Source organism: Micromonospora sp. NPDC023966, from assembly GCF_040639095.1.
Taxonomy (GTDB): Bacteria; Actinomycetota; Actinomycetes; order Mycobacteriales; family Micromonosporaceae; genus Micromonospora.
The window spans coordinates 58,027-77,502 of the sequence record NZ_JBEZZJ010000015.1 but is presented as its reverse complement, the minus strand read 5'-3'; the positions used below and the strand labels follow the sequence as shown (position 1 = coordinate 77,502).

The window sequence follows — 19,476 nt, the reverse complement described above, 5'->3', positions numbered from 1 at the left end:
GGCCCGCCCGCGACTCGCCGGAAATCCGCCGCACCACGCGGCCGTGTCCAGCGTTAACAGGAAGAAGGCGGCCACTCCGGGTGGCCCGACGATCCACGGGTTGCCTCGGTGAGTGCTCTCTAAATGGGAGGATTTAGACCGTCTGTGCGGTTCTGATCGTTTACATTCATCGAGTCGCTTACCGTGAGGTATAGGCGTTTCGATCCTGGCACGCGTACTGGGTTATTAGGGGGCTTTCGTGCAGTTTCATCGGCAGACCGGCGCGTCGCGAGGGGGAGCGTGATGGACGTTCTCAGCTACCTGCGCCTGGTCCGACGCCACTGGTGGATCGTGCTGGTCACGGTGATGATCGCCCTGGGCACCGCCGCTCTCGTGACGGTCCGCACGGCGCCCCGTTACGAGGCCTCGGTGACCTTCTTCGTCACCACGCCGAGCCAGGGCGTCACCGACGCCTACCAGGGCGGCCTCTTCCTCCAGCAGCGGGTGAAGTCCTACGGTGACCTGCTCACCAGCGACCGGCTGGCGCAGAGCGTGGTCGCCGAGGCCCCGCTCGGGCTCACCGCCGACCAGGTGCAGCGCCGGATCGTCACCTCCACCGAGGCCGGCACGGTGCTGCTCAAGGCCACCATCACCGACACCGACCAGACCCGGGCGCTGAAGACCACCGAGACGCTCTCGGCCAAGTTCATCGAGCTGGTGCAGAAGGTGGAGACCCCGCCGGACGGCAAGGCGCCGCCGATCAAGCTCGAGGTGGTCAGCGGTCCCCGGGTGACGTCCAGCCCGGTCTCACCGCAGCCCGTGCGGAACCTGGTCATCGGCGGCCTCCTGGGGCTGCTGCTCGGCGCCGGACTGGCCGTCCTGCGCGGGCTGGCCGACGTCCGGATGCGGGACGCCGCCGCGCTCCAGCGGGTGACCGGCAGCCCGCTGCTGGGCGAGATTCCGTTCGAGTCCGGCGCCAAGGCGGCCCCGCTGATCGTCGGCGAGGCGGCCAACTCGCGGCGCGCCGAGGCGGTCCGCAAGCTCCGCACCAACCTGCGCTTCGTCGACGTGCACGAGCCGGCCCGGGTCATCGCGGTCACCAGCGCCCTGCAGGGCGAGGGGAAGACCACCATGGCCTGCAACACGGCCATCGCGTTGGCCGAGGCGGGCTGGCGGGTGCTGCTCATCGACGCCGACCTGCGCCGTCCCAAGATCGCCGACTACCTCGGTCTTGACGGCGGGGTGGGGCTCACCGACGTGCTCGTCGGCGACGTCCAGGTCGGCGACGTGGTGCAGCGGTGGGGCGACAAGTCGCTGCTGGTGCTGCCCAGCGGCGCCACCCCGCCCAACCCCAGCGAGCTGCTCGGCTCCAAGGCGATGGCGGACCTGCTCGTGGCGCTGCGCGAGTCGGCGGACATCGTCATCATCGACACCGCTCCGCTGCTCGCCGTCACCGACGGCGTGGTGGTGGCCGTGCAGGCCGACGGGGCGCTGCTGGTCACCCAGCAGGGCCGGACCTCGCGCAGCCAGGTGGCCGCGGCGGCCCAGTCGCTGCACTCGGTCTCGGTGCGGCTGCTCGGCTGCGTGCTGAACATGGCCAAGGTGGCCAAGGCGGACGCCTACCAGTACGAGGCGTACAAGGTGGTCGTGCCGGCCGCGGCGCCGTCCGTCCCCACCGACCGGGCCGGGGCGGCCCGGCGCGGGGAGCAGGCCGCCGTGGGCGACCACACCCAGGAACTCAGCCGGCTGTCCCGATGAGCGCGAGCACCGGTCGGATGGACCGCTCGATCTCCTCGGCACAGCGCCGGAAGTCGGCCGGCGAGCCGCCGATCGGGTCGCGGAGGTCGTCCGCGTCGGGGGTGGCGGGTTGCAGCCGCCCCCGGGCGCGGGCGGCCGCCGCCACGGCGGCCCGCAGCGGGGTGCGCTCGGGCGGGGCGGCGGGCTCGGCCACCTCGGTCACCTCGGCCGGCTCGGCCGTGGCGGCCGCGGCGGCCAGCCGGGCGAACTGGCGGAGCGTGAAGGTCCGGGGCAGCGCCGCCGGGGCGAGTGCCGTGCAGACCGAGCGCTGCCGCCGGGTCGCGGTCAGCACCAGGGTGGCCCGGGTCAGGTGCTCCGGGCGGAGCCGGCGAGTGCGGAACGCGGCCGGGTCCGCCCCGGTCCCGGCGGCCACCTCGACCGCGTACGGGTGCATGGCCGCCCCGTCGAGGGCGTCGGTGCCCGCGCTGGTCACCGTGACCGGCAGGTCGCGGAGCAGCCGCCGGGCGATGAACTCCGCCATCGGTGACCGGCACATGTTGGCGTGGCAGACGAAGAGCACCCCGTCGACCATCTGCACCCCTCTCGTCGGCATGGTCGCGGGACACGGCGCCGCGACGGCGATGTTCCGGCGATCGCGGCCGGACGCAGAGGGGATGTCGGCATCGTACGGGGTGCCGGGGCCCGCGCGCCGGGAAGCCGCGCCGGGAGCGCGGCCATGAAGATCGGCATCCTGTCGTACCACTTCCCGCCGGAGCCCGCGTTCATCCCGGGCAGCCTGGCCGAGGAGCTGGCCGCCCGCGGCCACGAGGTCCGGGTGCTCACCGGCTTCCCCGACTATCCCGGCGGGCACGTCTATCCGGGCTGGCGGCAGCGCTGGCGGCACCAGACGCACAGCGAGCGGCTGACCGTCCGCCGGGTGCCCCGGTACGCCGGCGGCGACGGCTCCGCCGGGGCGCGGATGGCCAGCTGGCTCTCCTTCGCCGGCAGTGTGGCGCTGACCGGCCGGCGCTACCTCGGCGACGTCGACGCCCTGTACGTCTTCCAGCTCCCGGCGGTCACCTTCGCCGCGGCCGGCCTGGTGCGGCTGCTCGGCCGGGTGCCGACCGTGCTGCACGTGCAGGACGTCTGGCCGGAGGAGGAGCCGTCCCGAGCGGGGGAGACCCGCCGGTGGTCGGGCCGGCTGGACGCCACCCTGCGCCGGGTCTACCAGGAGGCGGGAGCCGTCGCGGTCACCGCACCGTCCATGCGCGACCTGGTGGTCGCCGGGGGCGCCGACCCGGAGCGGGTCCGGGTGGTGCTCAACTGGACCGACGAGCGAATCTTCCGCCCGACCGAGCCCAGCCGGGCGGCCCGGCGGCTGATCCGCCGGGACGACCGCTGCGTGGTGATGCACGCCGGCACGATCGGCGTACGGCAGGGGCTGGAGACCGCGGTGCGCGCGGCGGCCGCGCTCGACGACCGGATGGACCTGGTCCTGGTCGGCTCCGGAGCCGAGGAGCGGCGCGTGCGGGGGCTCGCCGCCGAACTCCAGGCCGACAACGTCCGGTTCGTCGACCGACGGTCCCCGTTGGACATGCCCGAGCTGTACGCGGCGGCCGACTACCAGCTCGTCATGCTGCGTGACCTGCCGGAGCTGCGCGGCATGGTGCCCGGCAAGCTCCAGGCCGCGCTCTCCTGCGCCGCTCCGGTGGTCGCCTCGGCCGGCGGCGACACGGTGGCCCTGGTGGAACGGGCCCGGGCCGGGCTGTCCTGCCCGCCCGAGGACTGGGCCGCGCTGGCGGACCGGTTCTGGCTCGCCTCGGCGATCCCGCCGCCGGCCCGGATGGACATGGGTCGCCGGGGGCGGGACGCCTACCTGCGGGAGATGTCGCTGCGGGCCGGCGTCGACCGGATCGAGCGGCTGCTGCACGAGGTCTCGACGCGCGCCGCAGACGCCCGCCGCTGACCGGAGCGACGCCCGTCGCTGACCGGAGCGAACCTCACGAAACCGACATATGGCACCAAAGTCCCTGATTGCGCCACGAATGCGTGGAAATTCGTGCTAGAAAGCGATCAAACGTCATTGGTGTCCGGTTTCGAGCCTGGGGAGAGTGGTGTGACGGAAAGCGGTGGGCTGTCCCGCCGGCGGCGGCGTTCCCGGCGTCGGAGCCGGGCCCGGGTACGCCGGTTCCTGCTTGTCGGGCTGGTCGTCGTCTCGGTGCTGCTGGCCACCGGCGGCTGGGTCGGGTTCCGGGGCTGGCAGGCCCGGGCGCACCTGCTCAACGCGGCCGGGCTGGCCCAGGAGCTCAGCACCCAGGTGGTCGGCGGCGACGCCGCCCGCGCCCAGCGCACCCTCGCGGCGCTCCAGGAGCAGGCCGCCGCCGCCCGGAGCGCCACCGGCGACCTGGGCTGGTGGCTCGGCCAGCAGGCCCCGTACGCGGGCGACGACCTGGCCGCCGTACGCCAGATCGCGGTGGCCGTGGACGACCTGGCCCGCCTGGCCTTCCCCACCCTGCTCCGGGTCGACCTCGCCTCGCTGGTGCCGAAGGAGGGGCGGCTCGACCTGGGCCGGCTGCGCGCCGTCTCGGCCGAGGTCTCCGCCGCCGACCGCGCGGTGCGGGACACCGGTGCCCGGTTGCGCGCCGTGTCGACCGACGACCTCGTCGAACAGGTCCGGGACGCGGTCGCCGGGTTGCGGACCGAACTGGACCGGCTGGGCGAGCTCACCGCCGCGGCGGACCAGGGCGCCCGGCTGCTGCCGGCGCTGCTCGGCGCCGACGGCCCCCGCAGCTACCTGCTCGTCTCCCAGAACCCGGCCGAGTTGCGCGCCACCGGGGGGATGTTCGGCGCGCACGCGGTGCTGCGGGCCGAGAACGGCCGGATCCGGATGTCCGGCCAGAACAGCGCGAGCAGCCTGGGGCTGTTCACCCCGCCGCTGCCGGTGAGCCAGGAGGTGCGGCGGCTCTGGAACGACCTGCCCGGGACGTACCCGGCGGATGTCAACCTCAGCCCGGACTTCCCGACCGCGGCGGCGCTCTACCGGGAGATGGTCCGCCGCCGCACCGGCACGGCGGTGGACGGGGTGCTCGCGGTGGATCCGCTGGTGCTGTCGTACCTGCTCGGCGTGATCGGGCCGGTCACCGTGCCGGACCGGCCGAGTCTGGCCGGCAGCACGGTGGTCCGGACTCTGCTCAGCGACGCCTACCGGACGCTCGACACCCGGGAGCAGGACACCTATTTCGCGCAGGCCGCGTCCGCCGTGTTCGACGCGCTCTTCACCAAGGCGGTGAATCCAAGGGCTCTTTTGACCGTTTTCAACCGTTCTATTGCAGAACGTCGGATATTGTTCTGGAGTGTCCACCCCGCAGAGCAGCGCGTCCTCGGCGACAGCCGGTTGGCCGGGAAGCTCCGCGAGAAGGACACCGTGCCCACCGTCGGCGTGTTCCTCAACGACGGCAGCGGCGCGAAGCTCGGCTACTACCTGAGGTTCTCGGCAACCGTGACGGTCGGCGACTGCCAGCCGGACGGGCGCCGGGAGCTGCGGCTCCGGGTCACGGTCCACTCCACCGCCCCGAAGTCGGGCCTGACCAAGTCGGTCACCGGCCTCGCGCTCTCCGGCGATCCGTACACCGCCCGCACCTTCGTGTCGGTGTACACGCCGACCGGAGGGGCGGTGCTCGGCGGGCGGCTCGACGGCCGGGACGCCCGGATGGGCAGCGCGACCGCCGGTAGTCGCCAGGTGACCGTGGTGAACGTGGAGGTCAAGCCGGGTCGTACCCGGACCCTCGACGTCACCCTGCTCACCGGCAAGACGAGCGCCGGCACGGCCGAGCTGGTGCTCACACCCACCGTCACCCCATGGACCACCCAAGTTGTTTCCGCACCAAGCTGTGATCAGTAGGAGGGAATCCATCATGCGGCTATCCCGCATCTTCATGGCACTCACGGTCGGCCTGGCCGTGGCGGCCATGCCGACGGCGGCCGGCGCGGCACAGCCGCAGCCGCCCGTGTACCCGCCGGCGGAAGAAGTGTCGCTGACCGTCCAGCCGACCGCCATCTTCCTCGGCCAAACCTTCACCCTGACCGGCACGGGCTTCGCGCCCGGCGCGGTCACCATCAGTGTGGCGATCAGCGGCCTCCCCAACGCGGCACCCGCCCAGGGGACGGCCCGCCGCAGCGACGGCAGCGCCGTCGCGATGAGTGCGGTGGCCTACCAGCAGCCGCAGCCGGCGCCGACCGCGTTCACCGTGACGGCGGACGAGAACGGCGACTTCACCGTCACCTACAAGCCCACCCGGACCGGGCGGTACCGCTTCACCGCCACCCAGGAGACCGCCACCCGGGGGACTCTGTCGGACAGCGCCACGGGCATCGTCTACCCGGCGCGGCCGCACCGGCCGCCGCACGGCAGCGGCAACCTGCCGGTGACCGGCGACAGCCTCAGCACGCCGGTGAAGCTCGGCGGCGGCCTGGCCGGTGCGGGCGCGGTGCTCGTGCTGCTCTCCCTGGCCTGGCGTCGGCGCGATCGCTTCGGGATCGGCTCCCGCTGACCTGAGGCACCCCGGGCAGGTCCCGGACCGATCGTGAAGGTGCCCGCCGGACCAGGTCCGGCGGGCACCTTCACGCGTGCGGCAACGCCGGTGTCTGCGCCGCGCCCGGAACGGGTCTGGGTAGGGTGCCTCTCCATGAGAGCCCGGGTCCTGGCCGCCACCACCGTCGTCGCCCTGCTCGTCACCGGGGCGCCGGCCCCGGCGGACGCCGCGCCGCCGGTGACCGCCGCCGCCGGGGCGGCGGTGCCCTGCCCGCGACTGCCGGCGCCGAAGGTGACCCGGCCGCCCCGTCCCACCCCGCCCCCGCCGGTGCCGGAACAGCAGGCCATCGGCGGGGACGCGCTGGCCACGTCGGGCCTGGTGACGCCGCCCGGCAGCCCGCCGCCCCCGGCGCTCACGGCCACCACCTGGCTGGTCGCCGACCTGGACAGCGGCGCCGTGCTCGGCGCCTGCGGCCCGCACGAGTACGCCACCCCGGCGAGCACCCAGAAGCTCCTGCTGGCCGCCACCATGCTGAACCGGCTCGACCCGAAGCAGGTGGCCACCGCGACCCGGGCCGACCTGGACATCGAGCGGGGCAGCTCGGCCGTCGGCCTGCTCGTCGGCGGGCGTTACGCGGTGGAGACGCTCTGGCTGGGGCTGCTGCTCCAGTCGGGCAACGACGCGGCGAACATGCTGGCCCGGCTCGGCGCTGGCAGCGCGGGCGCCGGCGTCGCCGAGATGAACGCCGAGGCGCACCGGCTGGGCGCCCGCCAGACCCACGCGGTGACCCCGTCCGGGCTGGACGGCCCCGGCCAGTTCACCAGCGCGTACGACCTGGCGCTGATCGCCCGGGCGTGCTTCGCCGACGAGCGGTTCCGCCGCTACGCGCTGACCGAGCGGGCCCAGATCCCCGCCCAGCCCGCGCTCAAGGCCGGCGGCTTCCAGATCCAGAACGAGAACCAGCTGATCTACCGCTATCCGGGTGCCCTCGGCGGCAAGACCGGCTTCACCGAGCTGGCCCGGCACAGCTACGTCGGCGCCGCCCAGCGCGGCGGCCGGCGGCTCGTGGTCACCCTGCTCGGCGCCGAGGCCCGCCCAGTACGCGGCTGGCAGCAGGGCGCCCAACTGCTCGACTGGGGCTTCGCGATGCCCCGGGACGCGTCGGTCGGCCGGCTGGTCGGCCCCGGCGAACTGGACGCCGAGCAGGCTGACACCAGCTCCTCCCCGGCAGCGGCCCGCCCGACCCCGCCGCCGCAGTGGCGGGGGCCGGCCGGGACCGCGCTGCGTCGGATGGCCGACGGCGACTGGCAGGTCATCGCACCCGCCGCCGGCCTGCTCGCCCTCACCGTGGGCGGGCTGGTGGCGGCGCTGGTCGCCCGCCGTGGTCGGCGCCGCCGGGTCGGTCGCCGCCGCGCCTGACCGGCGCCGGCCGCGTACCGGTCGGGCGGATCGGCGGCGATGCCGCCCGCCTCGGCGGCCGGTCCCCCTATGGTCGGATCATGCGGGACAGCCGGCCAGCCGACGCAACCACGCCGGGCACGCCCGCCGCGGTGGACGGCCGCCCGGAAACCGCCCGCTGACTCCGGCGATGCGCCGGAGGCACCCACCGTCCGGCCGCCCGGCCCACGCCGTGCGGATCACCTGGCGGGACGTCTTCCTGCTGGTCATGCTCGGCCTGCTGGTGCACTTCCTGCTGCCCCAGCTCGGCCAGGTACGCGCCGCGCTGCACGCCCTGCGGCACGCCGACCCGCTCGCGGTGACCGGCTCGCTGCTCGCCGCGGCCGCCACCTACCTGTTCAGCGCGCTCGCGCTGCGGCTCGCCGTCGCCACCCCGGTGCCGCTCGGCCGCACGGTCGCCGTCCAGGTGGCCGCCGCCTTCGTCAACCGGCTCGCGCCCGGTGCGCTCGGCGGCGTGGCGCTGAGCCTTCGCTACCTGCACCGCCAGGGACTTACCGTGCCGGCCGCGGCCACCGCGGTCGCCGTGAACCGGGTCGCCGGTGTGCTGGCCGTCGCCCTGCTGCTGCCCGTCCTGCTGCCGTTCACCCGGGGGACCCGCCGGCACCTGGCCGACGCCGCCGCCGGGCGAGGACTGGCCGTGCTGCTCACCGTGCTCGCCGTGCTGCTGGCCGTCGCCGTTGCGTTCGCCGTACCGCGGTGGCGAGCCCGGCTCGGGACGGCCCGGCACCAGGCCACGGACGCCCTGCGCGCGCTGGCCCAGGGCGGCCGGATCGTGCCGCTGCTGACCGTGAGCGTGGCGCTGACCCTGGCCTACGGTGCCGCGCTCTGGCTGGCCCTGCTCGCCGTCGGGCTGTCCGCCGCGCCGGCGCTGCTCGCGCCGGTGGTGCTGGTGTGCGTGGTGGGGGAGGGGGTGGCCACCGCCGCGCCGACCCCCGGCGGGCTCGGCGCCACCGAGGCGGCCCTGGTCTCCGGCCTGCTGCTCTACGGCGTCCCGACCGAGACCGCGGTGGCCGGGGTGCTCGTCTACCGGCTGGCCACGTTCTGGCTGCCGGTGCTGCCCGGCTACGTGGCGTTACGGCTGCTCGTGCGGCGCGGCGCGGTCTGACCGACCGGCGCGTGGACGCGGTGACCACGGGTATCCGCCGCGCATGGAGCACGCGGGGCGGATCGTGGTGGTCTCCGCGGGACCGGGCGCCGGACCCGACCGGGACGCCGCCGAGCTGACCCGGCGGCTGCGCGGCCTGGGCTACGCGGTGGACCGGCTGAGCCTCCCGGAGCTGCTGCCCCGGGTGCCCTGGCGTTGCCTGCTCCTGACCAGCCGGTTCCGGGTGTCCACGGCCGTGCTCCGGTTGCTGCTGCGCCCGGTCCGGCGCCGGGTCCGCCGGTCGATCCCGCCGGACGCCCGGGCGGTCGTGACGACCTCCCCGATCGCCGACCAGTTGCTGGGGCCGCTGCGCCAGCAGGGCCGGCTGTGCGTCCCGGTCATCTCCTCCGGCGCCGACCTCGTAACCCGCCCCACCCCGGGCGTGGACATCCACTGCACGCCCCGAACCGACCCGGCGGGCCGTCACCGGGAGCGGTGCGTCGACCCGACGCGGCTGGTAGCGGAGGCGGCGAGCCGGTCCGCGACCGCCGGACCCGACGAGCCTGGCCGCTGGCGGCTGCTGGACGCGGTCGGCGACGCGGTGGCCGTGGTCGCCGCGCTGCTCCAGTCCACCGGCCGCGTCCCGTGAGAGCCGCCGCGGCACGCCGCCGGCCACCCGCTTGCGGTCGAGGCCGCACTCGGCGGCACCGCCGCGCCAGCGGGCGGGCCGGGCAGCCTACCGCCGCGGGCGGGTCGTCGGACGCGAATGGGCGAGCAGGCGACCCGATCGGGTCGGCGTGGCTACCGTCCCGGTTCATGAGGACCTGGGGACCGTCGGTGGCACTCGCCGCCGCCCTGCTCGTGCCGGCATCGATACTGCCCGCGCCCGCTGTGGCGGGCGCCCGGACCGGCGGGCCGGCCGTCCGGGTCGGCCGGCTGCCCGCCGGGGCGCCGCCCTGCCCGAACGTGCCCGCCCCGGCGATCCGGCCCCCGAAGCCGCCGCCCGCGGCCGACCCGGCCGCACGGGCCGTCGGCGGCGCCGCCCTGGCCACCGCCGGCCTGGTCCTGCCGCCGGTCGCGCCCGCTCCGCCGGCGGTGACCGCGACCTCCTGGGTGGTCGCCGACCTGGACAGCGGCGCGGTGCTCGGCGGCTGCGGCCCGCACGAGTACGGCGTACCGGCCAGCGTGCAGAAGCTGCTGCTGGCCGCCACCATGCTGCCGAGGCTGGACCCGGACCGCGAGGTCACCGTGACCGACGAGGACCTGGCCATCGAGCCGGGCAGCTCGGCGGTGGGGCTGGCCGCGGGCGGGCGGTACCGGATCGAGACGATCTGGCTGGGCCTGCTGCTGAAGTCCGGCAACGAGGCGGCCAACGCCCTGGCCCGGCTGGGCGGCGGTCCGGACGGGACGGCCGGGGGCATCCGCGCGATGAACGAGGAGGCCCGGCGGCTCGGCGCGCGGCAGACCCACGCGTTCACGCCGTCCGGCCTGGACGGTCCGGGCCAGTTCACCAGCGCGTACGACCTGGCGTTGATCGCCCGGGCGTGCTTCGCCGACCCGGCGTTCCGGCGGTACACGGCCACCCGGACCGCGGAGGTGCCCGCCCAGCCGGCGCTGCGCGAGAAGGCGTTCCAGATTCAGAACGACAACATGCTGCTCGACCACTATCCGGGCGCGATCGGCGGCAAGACCGGCTTCACGGACCTGGCCCGGCACACGTACGTCGGCGCGGCCGAGCGCGGCGGCCAGCGGCTGGTGGTGACCCTGCTCGGCGCGGAGATCCCCACGCAGCGCGGCTGGCAGCAGGGCGCCGCCCTGCTCGACTGGGGCTTCGGCCTGCCGCGGGACGCGGCGGTCGGCCGGCTGGTCCGCCCCGGCGAACTGGACCGGGTCGCCGCGGCGCCGACCGGGGCGGCGTCGGCCCTCGCCGGGGGCGCGGGGCTGGGGGGCGCCGGCTCTGCGGCCACCGGCGCGTGGCCGGGCACCGGCCCCTCGGTGGCGGTCGGGGTGGTGCTGGTGGCCGGCGGAGCGGTGCTGCTGGGCCGGCGCCGCCGGCACGCCGCCGCCCTCGCCGCGATGCCGCCCAGGGCGGCCGTGCCGGGAGCGAAGATGCCGGAGGACGACTGAAAGAGCCTCGCCCTACCGGCCGGCGGGGCGGGCGGTGCTGTCCCGCACCACCAGTTCGGTGGCCAGCTCCACGCGCGGCGACTCGATCTCCTCGCCCTGGGCCAGGCGCAGCACCGTGCGGGCGGCGAGCCGGCCCATCTCCACCAGCGGCTGGCGCACCGTGGTCAGCGGCGGCGACGCCCACCGGGCCTCCGGCAGGTCGTCGAAGCCCACGATGCTCACCTCGTCGGCGACCCGCAGCCCGCGCCGGCGGACGGCCTCGTAGACCCCGAAGGCCATCTGGTCGCTGGCCGCGAAGATCGCGGTGGGCGGGTCGTCGAGGTCGAGCAGGTTGCTGCCGGCGGTGAAGCCGGAGGCGTGGTAGAAGTCGCCGGGCTGCACCAGCCGGTCGTCCAGCGGTACGCCGGCCGCCTCCAGCGCGGCCCGGTAGCCGTCCAGCCGAGCTCGGCTGCACAGCAGGTGCGTGGGGCCGGCCACGAAACCGATCCGGCGGTGGCCCAGCTCCAGCAGGTGCTCGGTCGCGGTCAGGCCGCCCGACCAGTTGGTCGCCCCGATCGCCGGCACGTCCGTGCCCGGCACCCCGGCGGCCGGGTCGACCACCACGACCGGCACGTTGAGCCGGCGCAGCTGGGCGTGCACCGGCGGGGTCAGGTGCGACGTCACCACGATGACCCCATCCGAAGCACGGGCGCGCAGGTTCTGCAGCCACTGCCGGGTCGAGGTGGACTCGCGGTGGATCGCCGAGACGACGGTGCCCACCCCGGCGGAGTGGCCGACGTCCTCCACGCCCCGGATGATCTCCACAGCCCACGGGCTGTCGAGGTCGTTGAAGACCAGGTCGACCAGGTCCGCCCGGCGCACCGCGCGGCTGCCCCGGCGTCGGTAGCCATGGTGGCGCAGCAGTTCCTCGACCCGTTCCCGGGTGCCCGGGGCGACATCGGAGCGCCCGTTGAGCACCCGGGACACGGTCGGCACCGAGACACCGGCCTCCCGCGCGATCGCGGTGATGGTCACCCTCGGCTCGTCGTCCCCGCTCACCCGTGTCTCCTTCGATTCGGTCGGCCGGTCCCGCCCCGCTCGAGACGGCCAACCTGCTGCTGCCGCCGGCGGACGTAGGTGGACCTTCCGATGGCCCGGTCCTCGCCGCGGTGAGCGCCGCCCCGGCGGGGAGCGGCGCCCACCGCGGCGGTCAGAGGATGCCGCGGGCGACGAAGGCGGCCCGGGTCGCGGTCGCGGCCTGGGTGCCGTGAAGGCGCTGCGCGGCGGCCACGGTGGCCAGCGCCGCGTCCCGGAAGGTGACGTCCGGGGTGAAGGCGAACTGCGCCTCCACGATCGCCGTGGTGGCCCGGCGGTCGCCGAGCGCGGCACGGATGTCCCACAGCGCGCGGGACCAGATCTCGCCGTCGGCGTGCACCTCGCCCACCAGGTCGGCAGGGTAGACCTTGGTGCCGTCGAGGCGGCGCAGGCAGTGCGGGGCGGTGCGGGTGTAGGAGACCGAGTCCCAGTCGGCCACGCAGGCCTCCGGGGTGCTCGTCGGCACGCCGGTGGCCCAGCTGGTCACCGCGACCGCCAGGTAGTCGCCGAACGCCTCGCCGATCGCGCCGGACTCCAGCGTGGTGCCGAAGCCGGGCACCTGCCCGTCCTGCACCGAGTGGCCGTACTCGTGGACGATCACCTCGGCGTCCTCGCCGTCGTCCACGCCGCCCTTGCCGAGGGTGATGTTCGCCTTGTCCTCGCGGAAGAACGAGTTGTCGCCGCCGTACTGGTCGATGCGCAGCTCGATCTGCCGCTGGTTGACCGGCCGCAGCGTGCTGCCGAAGCCGAGCGACTGCAGGTACGCCTGGGCCGTGTTCACCCAGTGGTAGCCCATCACCTGCTCGAACTGGTCGGCGTCCCGGTGCCAGGCCGGGTACGCGCCGTCGACCGTGCGGGCCGGGGTGCCGGTCTTGCTCTTGACCACCACGTATTTGCCGGTGAGGGTGCCGGAGCCGTCCAGGTTGGTCAGCGTCACCGACCGGTACGCCCCGGCCAGCGCCGGCTGGTCGGCGTCCTTGGCGTCGGTCAGCGACTGGTCGCCCAGTTGCTGGACGGGGTTCGGCGCGAAGACCGTCGCGGTGGCGGTGTGGTCGTAGGGGTCGCCGGCGGCCTGGACGGTGGTGCCGCCGGCCGCCAGCGCCGCGGTGACCGCCGAGGCGACCAGCGCGGAACGTCGGAAGTGGGGGTGCATCATGATCCCTTCGGAGGCGGATCGATCCGCTGAGACTAGGCTCCCCGGGGAGCACTGCCAAGCAACCACGAGCGGGCCGACCGGCCTGCGGGGAGGGACCCTCGTGGAGACCGAACGGATCGGCCCGCCGCTGCTGGCCGGGGAGCGGGAGACGCTGCGGGCGTTCCTCGACTTCCACCGCGCCACCCTGGCCCTGAAATGCGAGGGGCTGACCGACGAGGAGCTGCGGCGGCAGTCTTCGCCGCCATCGACGCTGTCCCTGCTCGGCCTGGTGCGGCACATGGCCGAGGTCGAGCGCACCTGGTTCCGCCGGGTGATCAACGCCGAGGACATTCCGCTGCTCTGGTCGGCCACCGGGGACTTCCAGGAGGCGTACGACGCGAGCGCGTCGAGCCGGTCGGAGGCGTTCGAGGCGTGGCAGCGGGAGGTCGAGCACGCCCGCCGCATCGAGCGCGAGGCCGAGTCGCTCGACGTGACGGGCCACCAGGCCCGGTGGGGCGAGGACGTCTCGCTGCGCCTGGTGATGCTGCACATGATGCACGAGTACGCCCGGCACAACGGTCACGCCGACTTCCTCCGCGAGGCCATCGACGGCACCGTCGGCGTCTGACCGGTCGCCTGGGAGGTGCGGCGCCTGCCGGGTCAGCCGTCGCGGCGCAGCGGCAGCCAGGCCAGCACGTCCTGGATCTTCGCGTCCCAGTACGCCCAGTCGTGGTCGCCCGGGGAGAAGTCCACGGTGACCGGCAGCCCTCGACGGCGTGCCGTGTCGACGAAGCGGGTGTTGTCCTCGTAGAGGAAGTCCTCGGTGCCGCAGGCGACGTAGAGCGCCGGCAGGTCGTCGCCGGCGCGCTCCAGCAGCGCCACCGTGTCGTCGTCCGGACCCGGTACGTCCCGGTCACCCCAGACGGTGTGCCAGACGGCGGGGTCCATGGGGCGCGTCGGGTGGTGGCGTCGCCGGGAGACGTCCAGGACGCCGGAGAGGCTGGCCGCCGCGGCGAACCGGTCGGGCCGGCGCAGCGCCCACTTGACCGCGCCGTAACCGCCCATGGACAGGCCGGCCACGAAGGTGTCCGCACGCTGGTCGGAGAGCCGGAAGAAGGACCGGCACACCTCGGGCAGTTCCTCGCTGAGGAAGGTCCAGTAGCGGTTGCCGTGCGCCTCGTCGCAGTAGAAGCTCCGCTGCACCTGCGGCATCACCACGGCGAGGCCCAGCGGGGCGACGTACCGCTCGATCGCGGTGCGCCGGGTCCAGATCGTGTCGTCGTCGGTCAGGCCGTGCAGCAGGTAGAGCACCGGCGGGTCCCCGGCGGTGGTCCCGCCGGCCATGCCGATCCCGGCCGAGCCGTGGTCGGGCAGCAGCACCGTCATCGACGTGCCCATACCGAGCGCCGCGGAGAAGAAGTCACAGCGGATCCGGGCCATGGGCGGGAGCGTACCCGGCCCGGGATGCGGCCCCGATGGTGGTCGAATCGACGCTTCCTATTGCCGTCGGGCGTCCAGGGGGGACAGGATGATCAGGCGCGCCGGAAACACACCCGTAACCTGCGTGCTGCTGGTCTCTGTCACAAGGAAGTGGGAGTCAGTCATGAGCGACGTGTCGACGGCACTGGGTGTGCGCCTCTACCCGGACCTGGTCGAGCCGGGCGGCCTGGCTCCCGCACTCGTGCAGACCGCGGCCCGGCACCAGCTCGACATCGGCCGGGTGACCGCGCCCGAGCAGGGGCGCAGCCGGTTCACCTGCGCCGAGGCGGCCTCCGACCGGGGCGTCGTCTGCGTCAGCCTCGGCGCCCAGGCCCGCTACTTCATGATCGACCTGCGGGTCGACGGCGAGGTCCAGGCCCGCGGCGACGCCACCGACCTGCTCCAGGTCGCCCAGGTGGCCGCCGCCTGGCGGGCCGGCTGCACGCTCGCCGAGCTGACCGCGCGTTACCCCTTCATGGAGGAGATGAAGCGCCACCCGGCCCCGGTGGTTCAGGTCCAGTAGAGCACCCGGCAGGCCGGCAACCGCGCGGCCAGCTCACGGTCGAACCAGGACCGCAGCTCCGCCATGGTCTCCCGCGGGTAGACGTACTTCACCGCGCCGAATCTGCCGTGCTTGCGGCTGCGCGACGCCTCGTCCATCTCCAACCGGGTACGCGGATACCAGCCGAGCAGCACCTCCTTGCTGCCCGGGGTGAACCGGTGCGTGATCAGCTCGGCGGTCAGGTCGAGCGCCGGCACCCCGTCCACCGCCACCGCGACCAGGTCCAGCAGCTCGGCGTAGTGCCGCCGCCAGTCCGGCAGCGGAATGATCGGGGCGATCGTCAGCCCCACCGGGTACCCGTCGAGCGCCAGCCGGCGCAGCGCCGCGACCCGGTCCTCCACCCGGCTCGTGCCGCCCTCGAACCGGGTCGTCACCGGCCGGCAGTTGACGCTGAACCGCACCCGGGTCCGGCCCGCGTGCGGCAGCCCGAGGAAGCCGTCCACGTCGTCGTACTTGGTCGTCCAGCGCAGCTGCACGGGCGCGGCCCAGCCGCCGAAGTGCCGCACCGCCCGCTGCCAGCTGCCGGTCAGGTGCTCCAGGGCCAGCGGATCGGTGTAGCAGGACGCCTCGAAGGTGGTTCCCTCGCCCGCCCGCGCGACCCGGCGACTGGTCACCGTCCCGCGTCCGACGTAGTCGGCGAGTCCGTCCAGGATGTCGTCCAGGTCGGCGTAGACCCGCGTCACCGGCGGGCCGGTGAGCGATCCGGCCAGGTAGCAGTACTGGCAGTGCGCCGGGCAGCCCTCGGCCAGGTCCACCCGCCAGTCGGCGCTCGGCGCGATGGGCTGCAACCGGCGCCGCGACGGCGGGCTGACCACGATCGCCAGGGTCGACTTGGCCCGGGCGTACGTCTCCCGCGCGGTCTCCCCGCGCAGCCCGGTGACCCGGTTTCCGCGCAGCCGCTCCACCTCGATGCCGAGCGCCGCCACCCGCTCGGCGATCCGCCGGCCGTGCGGGTGTTCCAGCGCCGCCGGGGTGGCGACCACCCGCTTCGGCGTCCACCGCCGGGCCGGTCGCGGCGGCGGCGCCAGGCCCGACAGGTCGCGGGTCGGCACGCGCTCGCCGCTCGCGTCGTGCGGGGCCGCGGGTACGCCGACCGCGAGCGGCTGGTCGACGTCCACCGTCCCGGCATCGTCTGGGCTCATCCGGGCCGTCTACCCGCTGCGCCGCCGAGCCAACGCCCCACCCCGAACGGGTTAATCGGTTGCCGGCGCCCGCGTCGGCTGCTGCAATCGACCACGACGTCCACCGAGGGGAGGAGCCCGAGAATGCGAGCCGCGTCGATGTCCCACCCGAAGGCACTGACCGCCTACCCCGAGGACATGACGCTTCGTGAAAACCCTCAATCTCGGCATCCTCGCCCATGTCGACGCCGGTAAGACCAGTCTGACCGAACGGCTGCTGCACAGCGCCGGGGTCATCGACTCACCCGGCAGCGTCGACGCCGGCAACACCCGCACCGACACCCTGGCGTTGGAGCGGCAGCGGGGCATCACCATCCGCTCCGCCGTGGTCTCCTTCGCCGTCGCCGGGACCACCGTCAACCTGATCGACACCCCCGGCCACCCCGACTTCATCGCCGAGGTGGAACGTGTGCTCGGCGTGCTCGACGGGGCGGTGCTCGTGGTCTCCGCCGTCGAGGGCGTCCAGGCCCAGACCCGGGTGCTGGCCCGCACCCTGCACCGCCTCGGCATCCCCACCCTGTTCTTCGTCAACAAGGTGGACCGGGCCGGCGCCGACCCGGACCGGGTGCTGCGCCAGCTCGCCGAGCGGCTCACCCCCGACGTCGTCGCCCTCGGCCGGGTCGACGCCGCCGGCACCCCGGCCGCCCGCTGGGTCCCGCACCCGCCGGGCGACCCCGGCCACCACGCCCGCCTGGTCGACCTGCTCACCGCGTACGACGACGCGCTGCTGGCCGCGTACGTGGCCGACGAGCGGGCGGTCACCCCGGACCGGCTGCGCCGGGCGCTCACCGCGCAGACCGGGCGCGCCCGGGTGCACCCGGTGCTCGCCGGCTCCGCCATGACCGGGGCCGGGGTGGACGACCTGATCGACGCGGTCACCGCGCTGCTCCCCGCCACCGCGGGCGACGACCGGGCCCCGCTCTCCGGCACCGTCTTCAAGGTCGAGCGCGGCCCGGCGGGCGAGAAGCTCGCGTACGCCCGGATCTTCGCCGGCACCGTGCGGGTCCGCGACCGGATCCGCCACGGCGACGGCCGGGAGGCCCGGGTGACCGCCCTCGGCGTCTTCGACGGCGGCGACGCGACGCCCGTCGACGCGGCCGGGGCCGGCCGGATCGTCCGGCTGCACGGGATGGCCGGCGTCCGGGTCGGCGACGTGCTCGGCGTCCCGCCCGACCGCCCCGCCGCGCGGCGTCACTTCGCCCCGCCCACGCTGGAGACCGTCGTCGAACCGCTACGCCCGGCCGACCGCCCGGCCCTGCACGCCGCCCTGACCGAGCTCGCCGAGCAGGACCCGCTGATCAACCTGCGCCAGGACGACCGGCGCCAGGAGATCGCCGTGTCCCTCTACGGCGAGGTGCAGAAGGAGGTCATCGAGGCCACCCTCGCCGACGAGTACGGCGTCCCGGTCACCTTCCGGGAGACCACCACCGTCTGTGTGGAGCGGGTGGTGGGCGTGGGCGCCGCCGTCGAGTGGATCGGCAAGGATCCCAACCCGTTCCTCGGCACGGTCGGCCTGCGCGTCGAGCCCGGGCCCCTCGGCAGCGGCGTCGAGTTCCGGCTCGGCATCGAACTGGGCTCGATGCCGCTGGCCTTCCTCAAGGCCGTCGAGGAGACCGTCCGGGAGACCCTGCGGCAGGGCCTGCGCGGCTGGGCGGTGGTCGACTGCGTGGTCACCCTCACCCACGGCGGCTACTGGGCCCGGCAGAGCCACGCCCACGGCGTGTTCGACAAGAGCATGTCCAGCACCGCCGGGGACTTCCGGAACCTCACCCCGCTGGTGTTGATGACCGCGCTCACCCGTGCCGGCACCCGGGTCCACGAGCCGGTGCACCGGTTCCGGCTCGACCTGCCCGCCGACCTGCTGGGTGCGGTGCTGCCCGTGCTCGCCGGGCTGGGCGCGGCGACCCGTACCAGCATCCTGCGCGGCACGTCCTACCTGATCGAGGGGGAGGTGCCGGCCGGGCGGGTGCACGCGCTGGAGCAGCGGCTGCCCGGGCTCACCCGGGGCGAGGGCACCATGGAGGCCGAGTTCGACCACTACCGACCGGTCCGCGGACCGGCCCCGAGCCGGCCCCGCTGGGACCACGACCCGTTGCACCGCAAGGAGTACCTGCTCGCCGTCGCCCGCCGGGTCACCGGCCGGTCGGCGCGCTGACCCGCCGCGGATACCGGGCCCGCACCGCGTCCACGCAGGTGTCCCGGGACGTCGGGCCGCCGAACCGGAGCCGGTCGTAGCCGGTGAACGCCGGCTCCAGCGCGTCCAACTCGTCGACCAGCGCGTGCAGCCGGTCGAGCCAGGCCGCCGACCCGGCGTCCGGCTCGGCCGGCGCCGCCCCGATCGCCGCGGTCAGCTCGTCCTTGCGCCGGATCGACTCCGGCGTCACCGAGCGCAGGCAGACGTACTGCCCGCTGAGGTAGGCGTCCCACTCCGTCGCGCCGCGCGCCCGGTCCGCCCAATGCCTGGCGAACCAGCCGGGCAGCGCGTCCACCCCGCCGGCCCGCTCGGCCAGCGCGAACAGGTCCGCCGGGACCATCTCCGCGCCGTCCGACCGCAGATAGCCCGGCAGCGGCAGCCGCCGGTCGAGCATCAACCGTCGTACACCGTCCGGGTCCCGCCCGGACGCCGCGCACAGCGCGTCGAGCACCACGAACTGGGCGCTGACGTACGCGTCGTCCGCCGCCGTCATCGGGTGCTCCCCGTTGACCTCCCGAAACCGCTCCGCCACCCGGTGCCGCAAGTCCATTCCGTGCCCCTTCCGCTTCGGCTGACAGCAAGGCTAGGGCGGGCGCCGTTCGGGGCCGGCCGAAACGTTCTCGCGAATATCCGTTGCCGCGCTCCCGGCCCCGCCCGTACCGTGAACGGGCAAACGTCAACCGGCACCACCACCCAGGGAGCACACCGTGTCGCAGCAGAAGCGCACCCGAGCCGAGCGGCCCGCGCCGCGCGGCGGTGCCCTGCTGCCCGAATCGGGCCTGGGTCGCTGCCGACGGCAGCAGGGGCAACCGGGGTGGTGGCGCGACTAGCGCCGGCGCGACACACACGCGCAGCCGCCCTCCCCGTGACCGGGGACCGGGCGGCTTTTTCGTCACCCACTCCGGGTTCTCGTACCTCGCAGCACTCCTCGTCC

The 19,476-nt window shown here is 74.9% G+C and carries 17 protein-coding genes; 11 read left to right on the top strand and 6 right to left on the bottom strand.

The window, feature by feature from the left end; genetic code table 11:
* Positions 1-282: 282 nt before the first annotated feature.
* Positions 283-1,737 carry a polysaccharide biosynthesis tyrosine autokinase gene (locus AB0F68_RS20270; RefSeq protein WP_357340457.1) on the top strand — a complete coding sequence of 485 codons (1,455 nt, stop codon included), beginning with the start codon at positions 283-285 and terminating at the stop codon, positions 1,735-1,737.
* Here the strand turns inward: AB0F68_RS20270 and AB0F68_RS20265 are convergent.
* Complete coding sequence (locus AB0F68_RS20265; protein ID WP_357340455.1) at positions 1,718-2,329, bottom strand: low molecular weight phosphatase family protein; 612 nt, start codon at positions 2,327-2,329, stop codon at positions 1,718-1,720. The genes AB0F68_RS20270 and AB0F68_RS20265 overlap by 20 nt on opposite strands.
* Positions 2,330-2,452: 123 nt before the next feature.
* Between AB0F68_RS20265 and AB0F68_RS20260 the strand changes: the two genes are divergently transcribed.
* From AB0F68_RS20260 to AB0F68_RS20230, 7 genes are all read left to right on the top strand, one after another.
* Positions 2,453-3,682 carry a glycosyltransferase family 4 protein gene (locus AB0F68_RS20260; RefSeq protein ID WP_357340453.1) on the top strand — a complete coding sequence of 410 codons (1,230 nt, stop codon included), beginning with the start codon at positions 2,453-2,455 and terminating at the stop codon, positions 3,680-3,682.
* 150 nt (positions 3,683-3,832) lie between these two features.
* Positions 3,833-5,617 carry a DUF4012 domain-containing protein gene (locus AB0F68_RS20255; protein WP_357340451.1) on the top strand — a complete coding sequence of 595 codons (1,785 nt, stop codon included), beginning with the start codon at positions 3,833-3,835 and terminating at the stop codon, positions 5,615-5,617.
* A gap of 13 nt (positions 5,618-5,630) precedes the next feature.
* On the top strand, positions 5,631-6,266 hold the full coding sequence (locus AB0F68_RS20250) for a hypothetical protein (RefSeq protein WP_357340449.1): 636 nt from the start codon (positions 5,631-5,633) through the stop codon (positions 6,264-6,266).
* Positions 6,267-6,401: 135 nt separating this feature from the next.
* Positions 6,402-7,667 carry a serine hydrolase gene (locus AB0F68_RS20245; RefSeq protein ID WP_357340446.1) on the top strand — a complete coding sequence of 422 codons (1,266 nt, stop codon included), beginning with the start codon at positions 6,402-6,404 and terminating at the stop codon, positions 7,665-7,667.
* A gap of 169 nt (positions 7,668-7,836) precedes the next feature.
* Positions 7,837-8,811, top strand: coding sequence for a flippase-like domain-containing protein (locus AB0F68_RS20240; protein WP_357340444.1), 975 nt, complete (start codon positions 7,837-7,839; stop codon positions 8,809-8,811).
* 43 nt (positions 8,812-8,854) lie between these two features.
* Positions 8,855-9,439: a hypothetical protein gene (locus AB0F68_RS20235; RefSeq protein ID WP_357340441.1), complete on the top strand. Its 585-nt coding sequence runs from the start codon at positions 8,855-8,857 to the stop codon at positions 9,437-9,439.
* Between the two features lie 167 nt (positions 9,440-9,606).
* Positions 9,607-10,917: a D-alanyl-D-alanine carboxypeptidase gene (locus AB0F68_RS20230; protein ID WP_357340434.1), complete on the top strand. Its 1,311-nt coding sequence runs from the start codon at positions 9,607-9,609 to the stop codon at positions 10,915-10,917.
* Between the two features lie 12 nt (positions 10,918-10,929).
* Here the strand turns inward: AB0F68_RS20230 and AB0F68_RS20225 are convergent, their stop codons facing one another.
* Complete coding sequence (locus tag AB0F68_RS20225; protein WP_357340431.1) at positions 10,930-11,955, bottom strand: LacI family DNA-binding transcriptional regulator; 1,026 nt, start codon at positions 11,953-11,955, stop codon at positions 10,930-10,932.
* Positions 11,956-12,106: 151 nt separating this feature from the next.
* Complete coding sequence (locus AB0F68_RS20220; RefSeq protein ID WP_357340429.1) at positions 12,107-13,147, bottom strand: M36 family metallopeptidase; 1,041 nt, start codon at positions 13,145-13,147, stop codon at positions 12,107-12,109.
* A 100-nt stretch (positions 13,148-13,247) separates the two neighbouring features.
* Between AB0F68_RS20220 and AB0F68_RS20215 the strand changes: the two genes are divergently transcribed.
* On the top strand, positions 13,248-13,754 hold the full coding sequence (locus tag AB0F68_RS20215) for a DinB family protein (RefSeq protein ID WP_357340427.1): 507 nt from the start codon (positions 13,248-13,250) through the stop codon (positions 13,752-13,754).
* A 32-nt stretch (positions 13,755-13,786) separates the two neighbouring features.
* Here AB0F68_RS20215 and AB0F68_RS20210 read toward each other — a convergent pair whose 3' ends face one another.
* On the bottom strand, positions 13,787-14,566 hold the full coding sequence (locus AB0F68_RS20210) for an alpha/beta hydrolase family protein (protein WP_357340425.1): 780 nt from the start codon (positions 14,564-14,566) through the stop codon (positions 13,787-13,789).
* 163 nt (positions 14,567-14,729) lie between these two features.
* Between AB0F68_RS20210 and AB0F68_RS20205 the strand changes: the two genes are divergently transcribed.
* Positions 14,730-15,128, top strand: coding sequence for a hypothetical protein (locus AB0F68_RS20205; RefSeq protein WP_357340423.1), 399 nt, complete (start codon positions 14,730-14,732; stop codon positions 15,126-15,128).
* Here the strand turns inward: AB0F68_RS20205 and AB0F68_RS20200 are convergent.
* Positions 15,116-16,309 (bottom strand): spore photoproduct lyase family protein, encoded by a 1,194-nt coding sequence (locus AB0F68_RS20200; protein ID WP_357340421.1) that lies wholly within the window; start codon positions 16,307-16,309, stop codon positions 15,116-15,118. The genes AB0F68_RS20205 and AB0F68_RS20200 overlap by 13 nt on opposite strands.
* A gap of 187 nt (positions 16,310-16,496) precedes the next feature.
* On the opposite strand from AB0F68_RS20200, the gene AB0F68_RS20195 reads away from it, so the two are divergent.
* Positions 16,497-18,503: a translation factor GTPase family protein gene (locus AB0F68_RS20195; RefSeq protein WP_357340419.1), complete on the top strand. Its 2,007-nt coding sequence runs from the start codon at positions 16,497-16,499 to the stop codon at positions 18,501-18,503.
* Here the strand turns inward: AB0F68_RS20195 and AB0F68_RS20190 are convergent.
* Positions 18,481-19,092, bottom strand: a complete 612-nt coding sequence (locus tag AB0F68_RS20190; protein ID WP_357340417.1) for a DUF6058 family natural product biosynthesis protein — start codon at positions 19,090-19,092, stop codon at positions 18,481-18,483. The genes AB0F68_RS20195 and AB0F68_RS20190 overlap by 23 nt on opposite strands.
* Between the last annotated feature and the right edge of the window lie 384 nt (positions 19,093-19,476).

Excerpts from the sequence above, each read along its gene's own strand:
- AB0F68_RS20240 (WP_357340444.1), top strand. The coding sequence starts at position 7,837 with ATGCGCCGGAGGCACCCACCGTCCGGCCGCCCGGCCCACGCCGTGCGG.
- AB0F68_RS20230 (WP_357340434.1), top strand. The coding sequence starts at position 9,607 with ATGAGGACCTGGGGACCGTCGGTGGCACTCGCCGCCGCCCTGCTCGTG.
- AB0F68_RS20270 (WP_357340457.1), top strand. The coding sequence starts at position 283 with ATGGACGTTCTCAGCTACCTGCGCCTGGTCCGACGCCACTGGTGGATC.
- AB0F68_RS20245 (WP_357340446.1), top strand. The coding sequence starts at position 6,402 with ATGAGAGCCCGGGTCCTGGCCGCCACCACCGTCGTCGCCCTGCTCGTC.
- AB0F68_RS20200 (WP_357340421.1), bottom strand. The coding sequence starts at position 16,309 with ATGAGCCCAGACGATGCCGGGACGGTGGACGTCGACCAGCCGCTCGCG.
- AB0F68_RS20210 (WP_357340425.1), bottom strand. The coding sequence starts at position 14,566 with ATGGCCCGGATCCGCTGTGACTTCTTCTCCGCGGCGCTCGGTATGGGC.
- AB0F68_RS20220 (WP_357340429.1), bottom strand. The coding sequence starts at position 13,147 with ATGATGCACCCCCACTTCCGACGTTCCGCGCTGGTCGCCTCGGCGGTC.
- AB0F68_RS20265 (WP_357340455.1), bottom strand. The coding sequence starts at position 2,329 with ATGCCGACGAGAGGGGTGCAGATGGTCGACGGGGTGCTCTTCGTCTGC.
- AB0F68_RS20205 (WP_357340423.1), top strand. The coding sequence starts at position 14,730 with ATGAGCGACGTGTCGACGGCACTGGGTGTGCGCCTCTACCCGGACCTG.
- AB0F68_RS20235 (WP_357340441.1), top strand. The coding sequence starts at position 8,855 with ATGGAGCACGCGGGGCGGATCGTGGTGGTCTCCGCGGGACCGGGCGCC.
- AB0F68_RS20260 (WP_357340453.1), top strand. The coding sequence starts at position 2,453 with ATGAAGATCGGCATCCTGTCGTACCACTTCCCGCCGGAGCCCGCGTTC.
- AB0F68_RS20250 (WP_357340449.1), top strand. The coding sequence starts at position 5,631 with ATGCGGCTATCCCGCATCTTCATGGCACTCACGGTCGGCCTGGCCGTG.
- AB0F68_RS20190 (WP_357340417.1), bottom strand. The coding sequence starts at position 19,092 with ATGGACTTGCGGCACCGGGTGGCGGAGCGGTTTCGGGAGGTCAACGGG.